We start from the raw sequence: 16,720 nt of genomic DNA on the forward strand, positions 1-16,720 counted from the left end.
GTTGACGAGGTCGAGCGTCTCGCCCCACACGTCGGAGTAGGACTCGTTGAGCGCGCCGGACTGGTACTGGTAGATCAGGCCCGAGGTGTACTCGGTGTAGGCGTGACCCCACTCGTGCGCGACGACGTCGTCGGACGTCACGCCGTCGCAGTAGTTGGTGGTCGTGCCGTTCCAGTTGGCGTTGGGGCAGTCGATGCGCGGGTCGTTGTTGACCGTGACGCGCTTGGCGCCCTCGCCGTCGTAGGAGTCGCGACCGAACGCGTTGCTGTAGAGCCAGTAGGACTCACCGGAGGAGTTGATGAGGTTCTGCTGGTCGACGTTGAGGGTGCCCGGGAACGGGTCGCCCTCCTTCCAGACCGTCGTGAGGACGGGGGCGGTGGCGGTGCCGGTGGCCTCCTGCAGCTCACGGTCGAGCCCGTCGGCGATCATCGAGTAGCGGTTGACCGGCTTGCCGGTGTTGCCGTCGATGAAGACCATGTCGCGGACGCTCTTGGCGTCGGACACCTCGACCACGTAGGTCAGGAGGGACTTGCCGGTGACGCCGCGGAGGGAACCCATCCGATAGACGCTGAGCTCGTTGTGGACGGCCTTGACGCCGGAGGTGTCGGCCTTGGCGCCCGTCTCGCTGGTCGGCGGGTCGGCCTTGACGGCGGCGATCGCGTGCTCGGCGGCCGTGGCTGCGCTCAGGCGGGGGGTGGTGGAGAGGGACAGGTCGGGAGCGGCGTAGCCGCTGACGGCGGTGAGGTCGCCCGACGTGTCGACGTTGGCCTTGAGGCGGGCGCCGAAGACCGGCAGACCCTTGTACTGCTGGTCGAAGGTGACGACCGTGCCGTACTTGTCCGTGACGACGTTGCTCTGCTTGAGCTGGCCCTTGGTGAGACCGAACGCGGCGCCGTACTTGTCGAGGTACGTCGTCGCCTTGGCGACGGCCGCCGTCTTGCTGTTCGCCTCGACGGACGGCAGCAGGTCGGCGTTGGCGCCGCGGGCGGAGATGAACCCCACCTTGCCCGTCGCGCTCTCGGTGGTGATCCGTACGCTGCCGTCGGCGGCCCCGCGCATCTGTGCCGTCACCGAGGTGTCGTCGGCAGCCGCAGCGGCTCCGACAGCGACTGATGGCGCGCCGGGAACGACCGACAAGGTCGCCCCGATCACCGCCAGGCTCAGTCCGGTCTTGAGGAATTTCACGTGATGTTCCCTCCGAGTGAATGATTTGTTGGAGGGCCGTTGATGTGGCCCGCCAAACAGGCACCTTAAGGACCTTCCACCGAATGGTCTAGGTCCAGATAGTCACGACCACGTAAAGCCTGACTCGAATTGACTAGGCGGGCCTCCGGTGATGGGGGAGAGGGCTGGGGCCGGTGGGAACAGTGAGGCGCACGAGGGCGACACGCATCCACGTGGTCCGTGTGACGGATGTGGCGATCGCCTAGGTTGAGGGCATGGCGACCCGTACGTCTTCCCCGCCGGGGTCGCGCAGCCCGAGCACGTCCTCCCGCAGCAGGTCCGGATCCGGCAAGAGCGCCGGGTCCGGCTCCACCACAGGCTCTAGCAAGGCCCGCAGCGGACAGGCCCGGTCAGGCTCCACACCCCGGAACGCAGGGAAGACCCCCCCGAAGAAGACCGCGACGTCCTCGCGGCGCCCCGCCGCTCGGACCAGCCGGCCCGCGCCCCGCGCGGTCCGCACCGGGACGGGACCGGTTGCCAAGATCTTCCAGACCCTGTTCCGCGGTGTCGCCGCGGTCTGGATCGCGCTGGCGCACGGCGTCGGTGCCGCGATCCGCGGGATGGGCCGCAGCGCACGCGACCTCGAGCCCGAGCACCGCCGCGACGGGGCCGGCCTCTTCCTGGTCGGGGTGGCCGTCGTCGTCGGCGCCGCCGTCTGGTTCGCCGCCCCCGGCGGCGTCATGGACCTCGGCCGCACGGCCGTGGTCGGCACCGTCGGCAAGGTCGGCTGGCTCGTCCCGCTCGCCCTGGTCTGGGCCGGTTGGCGGCTCATGCGCCACCCCGTCGAGCAGGGCCCCGCCGGGCGCCAGGCCGTCGGCTGGACCGCCCTCGCGCTCGGTGTTCTCGGCGTCGTGCACATCGCCTCCGGCAACCCGCAGCCCGTCGAGGGCGACACCACGCCGCTGCGCGAGGGCGGGGGAGCGGTCGGCTACGTCGTGTCGTCGCTGCTGCTCGACCTGCTGCAGTCGTCGGCCGTCGTCGTCCCCCTCCTCGTCCTGGTCGCCCTCTTCGGCGTCCTCGTCATCACCGCCACCCCGCTCTACCGGGTGCCGGACCGCCTGCGCGACCTCTACGACTTCGCCCTCGGCCGGCCGCCGGTCGACGGCGAGGGCGACGGTGCGACCTACGACTCCGCCGGTCGGCTCGTCGACGACACGATCGACCCCGAGATGGGCGACCCGGCCTACGACAGCCCGGTGCTCGAGGACCGCGAGGTCAAGAAGCGCCGCAAGAAGAAGGTCGAGGAGCCGGTCGACGTCGCCGTCGGCGTCCCGGGTCCCGTGCTCGACCCGACGGCCGACGGGGGCCCGCCCACCGAGGCGTTCGACGCCCTCGACGTGGCCCTGGCCCACGACGACGAGCTGCCCGCGCCGGTGCGCCGCCCGATGCCGACCCGGCCCGAGGTCGCCGACGAGGTCCACGACGACCACGAGGTCCTCGAGCCGCCGCCGCACACGCCCATCGAGCCGCGCATGGAGCAGCTCGCGCTGTCCGGCGACGTCGTCTACTCGCTGCCGGCCAACGAGGTCCTCAAGCCGGGCTCGGTCCACAAGGCCCGCTCGGCCGCCAGCGACGAGGTCGTCGCCCGCCTGACCCAGGTGCTCGAGCAGTTCAACATCGACGCCCAGGTCACCGGCTACACCCGTGGCCCCACGGTCACCCGTTACGAGGTCGAGCTCGGGCCGGCGGTCAAGGTCGAGAAGGTCACCGCCCTCTCCAAGAACATCTCCTACGCCGTCGCCTCGGCCGACGTACGGATCCTCAGCCCGATCCCCGGCAAGTCCGCGATCGGCATCGAGATCCCCAACGTCGACAAGGAGATCGTCAGCCTCGGCGACGTGCTGCGGTCCGGCACGGCACGCGGCGACCACCACCCGATGATCGCCGGGCTCGGCAAGGACGTGGAGGGTGGCTTCGTCGTCGCCAACCTGGCGAAGATGCCGCACCTGCTGGTGGCCGGCGCGACCGGCTCGGGCAAGTCGTCTTTCATCAACTCGATGATCACGTCGGTGCTGATGCGGGCGACGCCCGACGAGGTGCGGATGATCATGGTCGACCCCAAGCGGGTCGAGCTCAACGCCTACGAGGGCGTGCCCCACCTGATCACCCCCATCATCACCAACCCCAAGAAGGCCGCCGAGGCGCTCGCCTGGGTCGTGCGCGAGATGGACCTGCGCTACGACGACCTGGCCAACTTCGGGTTCCGCCACATCGACGACTTCAACAAGGCCGTCCGCAACGGCAAGGTCGAGGTCCCGCCGGGCAGCGAGCGGGTGCTCACGCCCTACCCCTACCTGCTGGTCATCGTCGACGAGCTCGCCGACCTGATGATGGTGGCGCCACGCGACGTCGAGGACGCCGTCGTCCGCATCACCCAGCTCGCGCGTGCCGCCGGCATCCACCTGGTGCTCGCCACGCAGCGGCCCTCGGTCGACGTCGTCACCGGTCTGATCAAGGCCAACGTGCCGTCCCGGCTGGCCTTCGCGACCTCGTCGCTCGCCGACAGCCGCGTCATCCTCGACCAGCCCGGCGCCGAGAAGCTCGTCGGCCAGGGCGACGGGCTCTTCCTGCCCATGGGCGCCTCCAAGGCGGTACGCGTCCAGGGATCGTGGGTCACCGAGGCCGAGATCGCCCAGGTCGTCAAGCACTGCAAGAGCCAGCTCGAGCCGAGCTATCGCGAGGACGTGACCGTCGCCGCGGCGAGCAACAAGGTGCTCGACGACGACATCGGTGACGACATGGACCTGGTCGTCCAGGCCATCGAGCTCGTCGTGTCGACCCAGTTCGGCTCGACCTCGATGCTGCAGCGCAAGCTGCGGGTCGGCTTCGCCAAGGCGGGCCGGCTGATGGACATCATGGAGAGCAGGGGCGTGGTCGGGCCGAGCGAGGGCTCCAAGGCCCGCGACGTGCTCATCAAGCCCGACGAGATCGACGCCGTGATCTACACCATCCAGGGGGAGCAGTGAGCACCGACGCCTCGGACCCGACCGACCACGACACCGCACCGCTCGTCGGCACCGACGTCGAGGACGCGCCCTTCGAGGACACCTACGACGACACCGTCCAGGTCCGCCGTGACGGTCCGCTGTCGCTCCTCGTCGGGGTCACCGGCGCCGCGGTCTCGGTGGCCTACCTGCTCCGCGCCGCCACGGGCGACGGGTCGCTGTTCGACTGGGCGGTCTGCCTGCTGACCGGGCTCATCGGGCTGCTGCACCTCGCGGCCGTCGTCGACGCGCGGGCACCACTCATGGTGATCGACCACCAGGGCGTGCGCGTGCGTCGGGGACGCGTCTGGCACGGGGTCGCCTGGCCCGACGTCGACCGCGTCGAGCACCGTCCACGCACCTCGCTGCTCCACGACGGCTCGCTGAGCGTCGTCGACCTCGAGGGCCGCGTGCTCTCGGTGCGCCTCTCGCTGTCGGTGCAGCTGACCGGCTCCGACTGGCACGAGCTGGGCGACGCCCTGCTCGACCTGAGCGAGGGCCGGACCACCGTCGTCCAACCCGGACCCGACGTCGAGGCACCCGGCCTCGCCGACGGCCCCGAGCCGGCCCGCGAGCTGGTGGCCGGACGCCGCCAGGAGGTGCTGCTCGACAAGGTGGTCCGCGCCGACGCCGGCGACGCAGCCGACGACGACACCTCGGTCGTGCTGCTCCCCACCGTGACGACCTCGGACCCGTCGGCCACCTCCACCATCGTCATCCACGCCGACGACCTGCCCTCGACGCCGGCCGACCCGGTGATCGGTCCGCTGCTCGTCGCGGCGCGCCAGCGCGTCGGCCTGAGTGTCGACCAGCTGGCCGAGCGCACCCGGATCCGTCCGCACGTGATCGAGTCCATCGAGCTCGACGACTTCGGGCCCTGTGGCGGCGACTTCTACGCGCGCGGCCACCTGCGCACCCTGGGCCGGATCCTCGGCGTCGACGCGGACCCCCTCGTGGCGTCCTACGACGAGCGCTACGCGGGCGCCCCGATCGACCCCCGGCGCGTGTTCGAGGCCGAGCTCTCGACCGGCGCGGGCGGCGCGATCCGCGGCACCCGTGGCCGGCTCAACTGGCCCGTGCTCGTCGCCGCCGTGATGGCCGTCGTCCTCGTCTGGTCGGTCGCCCGCCTGGTCATGGACGGTCCCGTCCCGGTCTCCGACCAGGTCGTGCTCAACGGCTCGCCCGGCGGCCGCGCCCAGCTCAGCGGTGCCACGACCCGGGTCCCGGTGTCGTTCACGGCCGCGACCGGTGGCGCCCGCGTCATCGTCCGCGACGGACGCTCGCGCGTCGTCTTCGACGAGGACCTGGCCTTCAACCAGACCGCCGAGCTCGACGTCGTGCCCCCGGTGCGCATCAACAGCACCGACGGGGGACTGCTCGTCGCGTTCGACGGCGAGGACGCGGCCGCGCTCGGCAGCTCCGGCCAGGACGCCGCCCGCGTCTACGTGCCCTGACGCACGGACTCGGCAATTCGGGTGCCGTCCACGGCGGACGTCATACTCGGGGTACCTATGACCACCGACGCCGCCGCCGCCCCGCTCACCGTCGCGATGCTCACCCTCGGGTGCGCACGCAACGAGGTCGACTCCGAGGAGCTCGCCGGACGGCTAGCCGCTGACGGGTTCCAGCTGGTCAGCAACGCGGCCGACGCCGACACGGTCGTCGTCAACACCTGCGGGTTCGTCGAGCAGGCCAAGAAGGACTCCGTCGACGCGCTCCTCGAGGCCGCCGACCTCAAGGCCTCGGCCGGCCACGGGGGCCGCACGCAGGCCGTCGTCGCGGTCGGCTGCATGTCCGAGCGCTACGGCAAGGACCTGGCGGCGTCGCTGCCCGAGGTCGACGCCGTGCTCGGGTTCGACGACTACCCCGACATCGCCGGGCGGCTCCGCTCGATCGTGGCGGGGGAGACCCACCACCCGCACACCCCGTCCGACCGCCGGCTGCTGCTCCCGATCAGCCCGGCCGAGCGGCAGGCCCCCGAGGTCGCCCCCCGCGCGCGGCTCGAGTCCGGTCCGATGGCGCCGCTCAAGCTGGCCAGCGGCTGCGACCGGCGCTGCACCTTCTGCGCGATCCCCAGCTTCCGCGGCTCGTTCGTGAGCCGCCGCCCGTCCGACGTCATCACCGAGGCCCGCTGGCTCGCCACCCAGGGCGCCCGCGAGCTGTTCCTGGTGTCGGAGAACTCGACGTCCTACGGCAAGGACCTCGGCGACCTGCGGCTGCTCGAGACGATGCTCCCCGAGCTCGCCGCCATCGAGGGAGTCGACCTGGTCCGGGTGTCCTACCTGCAGCCCGCCGAGACGCGTCCGGGCCTCGTCGAGGCGATCGCCACGACGCCCGGCGTGGCGCCCTACTTCGACCTGTCCTTCCAGCACGCCAGCGCCACGGTGCTGCGTCGGATGCGTCGCTTCGGCGACCCCGACAGCTTCCTCACGCTCCTCGAGCAGGTGCGCGCGCACGCGCCGCTGGCCGGGGTGCGTTCCAACGTCATCGTCGGCTTCCCGGGGGAGACCGAGGCGGACCTGCAGACCCTGTGCGACTTCCTCGAGGCCGCCCGGCTCGACGTCACCGGCGTGTTCGGCTACTCCGACGAGGACGGGACCGAAGCGGCGTCGTTCGACGACAAGCTCGACGAGGACGAGGTCTGGGCGCGCGCCCAGCACGTCACCGCGCTGGTCGAGGAGCTGACCGCCCAGCGGGCCGAGGAGCGCATCGGCGAGGACGTCCTGGTGCTCGTCGAGAGCACCGAGGACGCCGCTGACGGTCACGGTGCCGAGGGACGCGCCGCCCACCAGGGCCCCGAGGTCGACGGCACCACCACGCTGAGCGAGGGCGTCTTCGCCGTCGGCGACCTGGTGCCCGCGGTCGTCATCGGCACCGACGGCGTCGACCTGGTCGCCCGGCCCACCGGCGCCGCCCGATGACCGAGGGGCAGAACCAGGACCGGGTGGTCAGCAACTGGAACCTCCCCAACGCCCTCACGACGACGCGGATCGCGCTGGTCCCCGTCTACGGGTGGTTCCTGCTCGGCCACGACCACGACTCGATCCTGTGGCGCTGCCTGGCCTACGCGGTCTTCGCGATCGCCATGGTCACCGACAAGATCGACGGCGACATCGCCCGCGCCCGCGACCTGGTCACCGACTTCGGCAAGATCGCCGACCCGATCGCCGACAAGACCATGACCGGGATGGCGTTCATCGCGCTCTCGATCACCGGCGACATCTGGTGGTGGGTCACCATCGTCGTGCTGCTGCGTGAGTGGTCGGTGACGATCCTGCGCCTCTCGGTGGCCAAGGACGTGGTGATCGCAGCCGCACGGAGCGGCAAGATCAAGACGATGCTGCAGGTCTTCGCCCTCGGCGGGCTGACCCTGCCGGGCCGCCAGCTCACGGGCTGGGGCGACGTCCCCGGCGACGTCCTGTTCTACCTCGCACAGGTGCTGCTGGCCGGCGCCGTCGCGATGACGCTCTGGTCGGGCTACGAGTTCTTCCGGGACTACTACCGCCAACGACGTAACGTCCCGGCAACGTAGCCCCACCCTTCCGGACGTTTTCTCGCTGTTTGCCCGGTTCTCCGAATCCGGTCGTCCGAGACGCCTAGAGTCAGCGGGTTCCTCTGCACGTTCTGTCGTCGTCTCCCTTCGAAGGGTTCCACTCTCTGTGTTCACGCACGCGTCAAAGCGCCGCGCCCTGATCGGCACACTCGTTGCCGGTCTGGTCGCCAGTCCGCTCGCCCTGGGCTTCTCGGCCCCCGCCCAAGCAACACCCGGCGCTACGGCGCTGGTCATCAGCGAGGCGTACGGCGGTGGTGGAAACTCCGGCGCCACCCTCACCAACGACTTCATCGAGCTCTACAACCCGACCTCCGCGCCCATCAGCGTCGCCGGCCTGTCGGTCCAGTACCGCTCGGGTACCGGTACGGGCGTCGCCTCGGCCGTGACCGCCCTCACCGGCAGCGTCCCGGCCGGTGGCCACTACCTCGTCCAGGAGGCCGCCGGCACTGCCGGCACCACGGCCCTGCCCACGCCTGACGCCACCGGCACGATCGCCATGAGTGGCACCGCGTTCACAGTGTTTCTCGCCGCCGGCACCACCGCGATCAACCCCGGTGTCGGCGCCGTGACGACGAGTGCCGCCGGGCCGGTCATCGACCTGGTCAGCGCCAACAGCAACTCCTTCGAGGGCGCTGTCGGCGCGGCCGTCAGCAACACCACCTCAACGAGTCGCTCGGCGACGGGCGCTGACACCGACAACAACGCCACCGACCTCACCGTCGGCACCCCCGCTCCGCAGAACACGGGCGGCGGCGGCAGCACCCCCGGCGCGCTCGCGGCGACCAACCCCGGCACCAAGACCGCGACGGTCAACGCCGCGATCACCCCCTTCACCCTCGCCGCGACCGGCGGCACCTCGCCCTACTCGTGGACCGCCACGGGCCTCCCGACCGGGCTGACGATCAGCGCCGCCGGCCAGGTCTCCGGCACCCCCACCGCGACCGGCACCTTCTCGGTCACCGCGACGGTCACCGACTCCGCGACCCCGGCCGCCACCGCCCAGGTGACGTTCACCTACACGGTGAGCGAGCCCGGCGCGCAGACGACGATCGCCCAGATCCAGGGCACGACCGGCACCACGCCGTTCGCCAACCAGGCGGTCACCACCACCGGTGTCGTCACGGCGGCCTTCCCGACGGGTGGCCTCAACGGCTTCTACATCCAGACCGGTGGCACCGACACGACGCCGAACGCCTCGGACGCCGTCTTCGTCTACGCCCCGTCCTTCACGACCTACCCGGCCGTCGGCACCACGGTGACCGTCTCCGGCACCGCCGTGGAGTTCACGATCGGCTCCACGACGCTGACCGAGATCAACGTCGCCAACGCGGGCAACGTCACCACCGCCGCCACGGCCCAGCCGGCCGTCGTCGCCAAGACCGTCGTCCCCGGCACCGACTGCGTGCAGGGCTCCTGCCTCACCGGCACGGCGCTGCTCGACGCTCGCGAGACGGTCGAGGGCATGCTCTTCGCCCCGACCGGCAGCTACACGACGACCGACGTCTACGACGGCTCGCCCTACCCGAGCACGTCGTCGGCCAACTTCGGTGAGCTCGGCCTCGCGGCCGAGAGCACCCGGGCCCTGGTCGTCCCGACCGACCTCTACGACGCCCAGACCGAGGCGGCCCAGATCGCCGCCCGTACGGCGTACAACGACGCCCACCGGGTGATCATGGACGACGGCTCGAGCCTCAACTACACGCTGGCCGCCAACACCGGTACCCCGATCCCGTGGTTCACGCCGACCCACTACGTGCGCAACAACGCCGCGGTCACCTTCCCGCAGCCCGTCGTGCTCACCGTCGGCTTCGACGGCGCCACCTTCGTGCCCACCGGCGGCCAGATCGTCGGCGACCCGACCGGCAAGGTCAACTTCGCCCAGAACCGCCCTGCTGCCCCCGGCAACGTCGGCGGCGAGATCAAGCTGGCCACGTTCAACGTGCTCAACTACTTCCCGACCACCGGCAACGAGTTCGTGGGTCTTGCCTCCGGCAACACCTGCACCTACTACACCGACCGCGCGGGCAACCAGATCACCAACAACACCTGCAACCCCAACGGTCCTCGGGGCGCGGCCAACGCCGCCAACCTCCAGCGCCAGCAGGACAAGATCGTGCACGCCATCAACACGATCGGCGCGAGCATCGTCTCCCTCGAGGAGATGGAGAACTCGATCTACTACGGCAAGGCGCGCGACTTCGGTCTGAGCACCCTCGTGACGGCGCTCAACGCCGACGCCGGTGCCGGCACCTGGGCCTTCGCGCCCTCGCCGGCCGCCGCCGACCTGCCCGCCCAGGCGGAGCAGGACGTCATCCGCAGCGCCTTCATCTACAAGCCGGCCCAGGTCTCCCTGGTCGGCCCGTCCAAGGTGCTCGTCGGATCGGCCGCCTTCGGCAACGCCCGCGAGCCGCTGGCCCAGGGCTTCAAGAAGGCCGGCGCCCCGGACAACAAGGCGTTCTCCGTGATCGTCAACCACTTCAAGTCCAAGGGCTCCGGCACCGACGACGGCACGGGCCAGGGCAACGCCAACCCCGACCGCGTCAACCAGGCCGTCGCGCTGAAGGCCTTCGCCTCGACGTTCTCCAGCACGCTCGCGGGCACCGGCGCCGTCTACCTGACCGGTGACTTCAACGCCTACAGCCACGAGGACCCGATCCAGAAGCTCGAGGAGAACGGCGACTACACCGAGCTCGACTCGACCACGACCCCCGGCGAGGACAGCTACAACTTCGGTGGCCTCGACGGCTCGCTCGACCACGTGTTCGCCAACGCCAAGGCGCTGAGCTACGTGACCGGCGTCGACATCTGGAACATCAACGGCGACGAGTCGGTCTACCAGGAGTACAGCCGCTTCAACTACAACGCGACCAACCTCTACAACACCTCGCCGTTCCGGGCCTCCGACCACAACCCCGAGGTCATCGGCCTCACGGTCGACCCCGCGGTGGAGACCAACGTCAACGTGCAGATCCTGGCGACCAACGACTTCCACGGTCGGATCGCCAACGACACCACCTCCGGTGCCGCCGGTGCCGCCGTCCTCGCGGGTGCGGTCAAGCAGCTCCGGGCCGCCAACCCGGCGACGTCGTTCGTCGCTGCTGGTGACCTGATCGGTGCCTCGACCTTCGAGTCCTTCATCCAGAAGGACAAGCCGACGATCGACGCGCTCAACGAGGCCGGCCTCGACGTCTCCGCGGTCGGCAACCACGAGTTCGACCAGGGCTACAACGACCTGGTCAACCGCGTCATGGCCCCCTACAACGCCACGACCAACCCGCTCGGCGGCGCCAACTGGAAGTACCTCGGCGCCAACGTCAAGTTCCGTGACTCCGGCAACCCCGCCCTGGACCCCAGCATCATCAAGACCCAGGGCGGCATCCAGGTCGGCTACATCGGTGCGGTCACCGAGCACCTCCCCGAGCTCGTCGCTCCGGGTGGCATCTCGAACATCCAGGTGACCAACATCGTGACCGCGGCCAACGCCGAGGCCAACGTGCTCAAGGCTGCTGGCGCCGACGTCATCGTCCTGCTGGTCCACGAGGGCGCTGCCGGCACCGACTGCGCCACGATCAACACCGACACCACCTCGGACTTCGGCAAGATCACCTCGGGCGTCAACGACAAGATCGACGCGATCGTGTCGGGCCACACCCACCTGGTCTACAACTGCTCGCAGCCGGTCGCGACGTGGGCCGGTCGCCCGGTCACCACGCGCCCGATCGTCTCCGCGGGTCAGTACGGGACCAACCTCAACAAGCTGGTCTTCACCGTCAACCCGACCACCGGCATCGTCCAGGCCAAGACCCAGGACGTCCTGCCGCTCAAGGTCGGCACGACCGGCTCGTCGTTCAACTACCCGGTCGACAGCAACACCGCGACGATCGTGACCAACGCGGTCAACCAGGCCAACGTCCTCGGTGCTCAGCCGCTGGGTCAGATCGGTGGCACGTTCAACCGGGCCAAGCTGGCTGACGGCACCACCGAGAACCGTGGTGGCGAGTCGACCCTGGGCAACCTGGTCGCTGAGATCCAGCGCAAGCAGACCTCGTCGACCACGACCGGCTCGGCGCAGATCGCGTTCATGAACCCGGGTGGCCTGCGCGCCGACCTGGCCGGTCAGGGCACCGGGGCCTTCCCCCGCACCGTGACCTACAAGGACGCGGCCAACGTTCAGCCGTTCGCCAACACCCTGGTCAACGAGGCCCTGACGGGTGCTCAGATCAAGGCCGCGCTCGAGCAGCAGTGGCAGCCCACCGGAGCGGCACGTCCGTTCCTCAAGCTGGGCATCAGCAAGGGGTTCACCTACACCTACGACCCCACCGCCGCCCAGGGCTCGCGCATCAAGAGCATGTACCTCGACGGTACGGCGATCGACCCGGCCACGGTCTACTCGGTCACGGTCAACTCGTTCCTGTCGACCGGTGGTGACAACTTCACCGCCCTCAACGGGACCGCGCGCAAGCAGGACACCGGTGTCACCGACCTGCAGGCCCAGGTCGACTACTTCGCGGCGCTCGGGGCGACCACCCCGGCTCCCGTCGACTACAGCCAGCGGGCCGTCGGGGTCACGATCCCGGCCGGTGCGCCGGCGGTCTACCCGACCGGTGGGACGCTCACGGCCAACCTGTCGTCGCTCTCGATGACCGGCCCGGGTGACCTCAACGACACCACCCTCACCGCCACGATCGACGGCGTGACCGTGGGCTCCGTCCCGGTCGACACCACCCGCCAGACCGCGCTGCCCGGCTTCGACGAGGTCGGCACCGCCACGGCGTCCATCACCCTCCCGGCCAACCTGGCCGGCGGGGCGCACGAGGTGGTCTTCACCGGCACCCAGACCGGCACCGTGTTCCGCGTGCCGTTCTCGGTCGAGGCGCCGCCGAGCGTGGCCACCACGGTCTCGGGCACGTCCGCCGATATCGTCTACGGTGCCCCGGGCAGCGTGAGCGTCACCGTCACGCCGGCCAGCGTCACGACCAAGCCCACCGGCACGGTCGAGCTGCGCGACGGGACGACCGTGCTCGGCACGGCCACGCTGGTCGACGGCGCAGCGATCATCTCGATCGACGCGCTCGCCCTCGAGGTCGGACCGCACACGCTGACCCTGGCCTACTCCGGCGGGCCCGGGTTCGACCCGAGCACCGGCACGGTCGTGGTCACGGTCGTCAAGGCGTCGCCGACCCTGTCGGCGTCCGCCACCCCGGCGACGGTCCAGGTCAAGAAGACGACCAACCGGATCGTCGTCGCCGTCGGCACCACTGGCTACACCGCGACCGGCACGGTCGAGGTTCGCCAGGGCACCCGGGTCCTCAAGACCGGCACCCTGGTCGCCGGCAAGGTCACGATCCAGATGGGCACCTACGCGACGGTCGGCACCACCGCCCTCACCGTGGCCTACCTGGGTGACGCCAAGACCAACGGGGCCTCCAAGGCCCTCACGGTCAAGGTCGTCAAGCAGGCTCCGGTGCTCAAGGTCACCGCTCCCAAGTCGGTCAAGAAGAACGCCCGGCCCACCGTCAAGGTGGCGCTCACCGGCGTCGGCGCGGCCGTCACGGGCAAGGTGACCTTCACCTTCGCGGGCAAGAAGGTCACCCGCACCCTCAAGGCCGGCAAGTCGTCGTTCAAGCTGCCCAAGGTGGCTCGCAACACGACGGTCACGGTCCGCTACCTCGGCAGCGCGGTCTTCACCGCGACGTCGAAGAAGGTGACGATCAAGATCAAGTAACACCCCCGTACGACGTCCCGGCCCGCCGCGCAGCTCACCGCTGCCCGGCGGGCCGGTGACGTTTTGCCACCCGCCAGGTCACGGTCAGGGTCCTGACGGGAACGTTTCATTACGTTTTGTCGAAGAGCAGGACGAACTGTCGGTGGACGGGCATATGGTGCAACTCTTCCCCGGCTGTGCCACCCCGTAGCATCCTTCCGCTCACCTAAGGACTTCTCTGTGTTGAAGCACGTCTCTGCGCGCCGAGGGCTGATTGGCTCGCTCGTCGCCGGCCTCGTCGTCACCCCGCTCGCCGTCGGTCTCACGACCGCTCCCGCCCAGGCGGTGTCGACCACGGTCGTGATCAGTGAGGTCTACGGAGCGGGAGGCAACGGGACCAACCCGACCTACACCGCCGACTTCATCGAGCTCCACAACCCGTCGACGTCGCCCGTCAGCGTGTCCGGCTGGTCGGTCCAGTACCGCGCAACGGCCGGCTCGACGGTCACCAACTCGGCGGCTGGCATCACGCCGCTGACGGGCACGATCCCGGCGGGTGGCTACTACCTCGTCAAGGAGGCAGACGGTGCCGCCGCCGGCACTGCGACGCTCCCCACGCCCAACGCGACGGGGACCATCGGGCTCGCCGGCGGGTCAGGTCAGGTCCTGCTGGTCAGCAACACGACGGCGTCGACCGTCGGAACCGGCAACCTCGCGGGCAATGCCGCCCTCGTGGACATGGTCGGCTACGGCACCGCCAGCTCGTTCGAGACGCAGGCCACGACCACGGTGCTGACCAACGTGACGTCGGCTCAGCGAAGCCCGTCCCTGGTCGACACCGACCACAACAACAACGACTTCAGCGAGGCGCTGCCCACGCCGACGGCCGGCGCCTCAGCGCTCGCCGTGACCAACCCGGGCGACAAGTCGGCCGTCGCCGGCACGCCGATCGCCGACTTCACCATCGCCGCCTCCGGCGGATCCACGCCCTACACCTGGGGCGCGACGGGTCTGCCCACCGGCGTCACCATCTCCAACGCCGGGGTCGTCTCCGGCACGCCGACAACGGCTGGCACCTACAGCGTGACCGCGACCGTGACGGACGCGACGACGCCTACCGCGGCGACCGCCTCCACCACCTTCACGATCACGGTCTCCGCGGCACCCGCCGCCCAGAACACGATCGCCGAGATCCAGGGCACGACCGACACCACCCCGTTCGCCAACGCGGCTGTCACCACCACCGGTGTCGTGACCGCGGCGTACCCGACCGGCGGCCTCAGCGGCTTCTACCTGCAGACCGGTGGGCCCGACACCACTCCCGACGCCTCCGACGGCATCTTCGTCTTCGGCAGCGCGACCAACCTGCCCGCGGCGTCCTACCCGACGGTCGGCTCCACCGTGACCGTCACCGGAACGGCCAAGGAGTTCGTGACCAACGGCAAGAACCAGACCGAGATCGAGCTCACCGCCCCCGGCGCCGTCACGACCGCCGCGACGGCCCAGCCGGCCGTCGTCACCAAGTCGCTCGTCCCCGGCACCGACTGCGCCCAGGGCTCCTGCCCGGCCACCGCCGCGGCGATCAACGACCTGCGTGAGAAGACCGAGAGCGAGCTCTACGCCCCGACCGGCAGCTACACCGTCACCGACCCCTACGACGGCTCGCCGTTCCCGAGCACCTCGTCCGCCAACTTCGGCGAGATCGGCCTCGCGGCCGAGAGCACCGTGGCGCTCAAGCAGCCCACCGAGCTCTACGACACCCAGACCCAGGCGCAGCAGATCACCGACCGCGTGGCCTACAACGACGCGAAGCGGATCATCCTCGACGACGGGTCCAGCCTCAACTACACGCTGGCCGCCAACACCGGCTCGGCCATCCCGTGGCTCACGGCCACCCACACGGTGCGCGTGGGTGCCGCGGTGACGTTCCCGCAGCCGGTCGTCCTCACGCCGCAGTTCGACGGCTGGACCTTCCTGCCCTCGGGCGGCCAGGTCGTCGGCAACCCGACCGGCAAGGTCAACTTCGCCCAGGACCGCCCCGCCGCGCCCGGCGCGGTCGGCGGCGACATCAAGCTCGGCACCGCCAACGTCCTCAACTACTTCCCGACCACGGGCAACGAGTTCGTCGGTCTGGCCTCCGGCAACACCTGCACCTACTTCACCGACCGTGCCGGCAACCAGATCACCAACAACTCCTGCAACCCCAACGGCCCGCGCGGGGCGGCCAACACCGTCAACCTCCAGCGCCAGCAGGACAAGATCGTCCGCGAGCTCAACACCCTCGGCGCGAGCATCATCTCGCTCGAGGAGGTCGAGAACTCGGCCAAGTTCGGCAAGGACCGCGACTTCGCCCTCTCGACCCTCGTCGCGGCGCTCAACGCCGACGCCGGTGCCGGCACCTGGGCCTTCGCCCCGTCGGCCGCCGCCGCCGACCTGCCGACGCTCGCCCAGCAGGACGTCATCCGCAACGCCTTCATCTACAAGCCGGCGGTCGTCTCGCTGGTCGGTCCCTCCAAGGTCCTGACGACCGAGAGCTCCGACACCGCGCCGATCGGCGCCTTCTCCGACGCCCGTGAGCCGCTGGCGCAGGGCTTCAAGGGTGTCAACCAGGGCCGCTCCAAGGCCTTCACTGTCATCACCAACCACTTCAAGTCCAAGGGCTCGGGCACGCCAGACCCGATCCAGGGCAACGCCAACGACCGTCGGATCCTGCAGGCCAACGCCCTCAAGACGTTCGCCCAGAGCTTCTCCGACAACCTCAACGGCTCCGGCGCGATCTTCCTGACCGGCGACTTCAACGCCTACGAGCAGGAGGACCCGGTCCAGGTCCTGACGTCGAGCGGCTACACCGCCCTCGCCTCGACCACGACGCCGGGCGAGAGCAGCTACAGCTTCTCCGGCCTCGACGGCTCGCTCGACCACGTGTTCGCCAACGCCAAGGCCAACGCGATGGTCAGCGGCGTCGACATCTGGAACATCAACGCCAACGAGTCGGTCTACTACGAGTACAGCCGGTTCAACTACAACATCACCAACCTCTACACCAACGACGCCTTCAGGGCCTCCGACCACAACCCCGAGGTCATCGGCATCAACCTCGACCAGACGGTCACCCCGGCGGTCGACGTGCAGATCCTGGCGACCAACGACTTCCACGGTCGGATCGCCAACGACACCACCTCCGGCTCTGCCGGTGCCGCGGTGCTGGCGGGTGCGGTCAAGCAGTTCAGGGCCGCCAACTCGGCGACGTCGTTC

Annotated in this window: 7 protein-coding genes and 3 pseudogenes; 9 read left to right on the forward strand and 1 reads right to left on the reverse strand. The window is 70.0% G+C overall.

Annotated elements, in window-relative coordinates:
- On the reverse strand, nucleotides 1-1,185 hold a 1,185-nt coding region (locus tag Q7T52_RS10695; RefSeq protein ID WP_304802278.1), incomplete at its 3' end, for a M4 family metallopeptidase.
- Nucleotides 1,186-1,439: 254 nt separating this feature from the next.
- On the opposite strand from Q7T52_RS10695, the gene Q7T52_RS10700 reads away from it, so the two are divergent.
- The 9 genes and pseudogenes from Q7T52_RS10700 to Q7T52_RS10725 form a co-directional block, all read left to right on the forward strand.
- On the forward strand, nucleotides 1,440-4,190 hold the full coding sequence (locus tag Q7T52_RS10700) for a DNA translocase FtsK (RefSeq protein ID WP_304802280.1): 2,751 nt from the start codon (nucleotides 1,440-1,442) through the stop codon (nucleotides 4,188-4,190).
- On the forward strand, nucleotides 4,187-5,662 hold the full coding sequence (locus tag Q7T52_RS10705) for a RodZ family helix-turn-helix domain-containing protein (RefSeq protein ID WP_304802282.1): 1,476 nt from the start codon (nucleotides 4,187-4,189) through the stop codon (nucleotides 5,660-5,662). The genes Q7T52_RS10700 and Q7T52_RS10705 overlap by 4 nt, the downstream gene beginning before the upstream one ends.
- A 57-nt stretch (nucleotides 5,663-5,719) precedes the next feature.
- Nucleotides 5,720-7,129, forward strand: a complete 1,410-nt coding sequence (gene rimO, locus Q7T52_RS10710) for a 30S ribosomal protein S12 methylthiotransferase RimO (protein ID WP_304802283.1) — start codon at nucleotides 5,720-5,722, stop codon at nucleotides 7,127-7,129.
- Nucleotides 7,126-7,740, forward strand: coding sequence for a CDP-diacylglycerol--glycerol-3-phosphate 3-phosphatidyltransferase (gene pgsA / locus Q7T52_RS10715; protein WP_304802285.1), 615 nt, complete (start codon nucleotides 7,126-7,128; stop codon nucleotides 7,738-7,740). The genes rimO and pgsA overlap by 4 nt, the downstream gene beginning before the upstream one ends.
- A gap of 127 nt (nucleotides 7,741-7,867) precedes the next feature.
- Nucleotides 7,868-8,284 (forward strand): annotated as a pseudogene (locus Q7T52_RS20645) (lamin tail domain-containing protein); the annotation flags it as partial.
- Nucleotides 8,258-10,681, forward strand: a pseudogene (locus tag Q7T52_RS20650) (ExeM/NucH family extracellular endonuclease); the annotation flags it as partial. The pseudogenes Q7T52_RS20645 and Q7T52_RS20650, both read left to right, overlap by 27 nt.
- A gap of 60 nt (nucleotides 10,682-10,741) precedes the next feature.
- A pseudogene (locus tag Q7T52_RS20655) lies at nucleotides 10,742-12,196 on the forward strand (bifunctional UDP-sugar hydrolase/5'-nucleotidase); the annotation flags it as partial.
- 204 nt (nucleotides 12,197-12,400) lie between these two features.
- The gene (locus tag Q7T52_RS20660; protein ID WP_370692317.1) at nucleotides 12,401-13,486 is read left to right on the forward strand and encodes an Ig-like domain-containing protein; all 1,086 of its coding nucleotides are present in this window, start codon (nucleotides 12,401-12,403) and stop codon (nucleotides 13,484-13,486) included.
- 219 nt (nucleotides 13,487-13,705) lie between these two features.
- The coding region (locus Q7T52_RS10725; RefSeq protein WP_304802289.1) for an ExeM/NucH family extracellular endonuclease at nucleotides 13,706-16,720 on the forward strand (3,015 nt) is incomplete at its 3' end.

The organism is Nocardioides sp., from assembly GCF_030655615.1.
In the GTDB taxonomy this organism is placed as follows: domain Bacteria; phylum Actinomycetota; class Actinomycetes; order Propionibacteriales; family Nocardioidaceae; genus Nocardioides.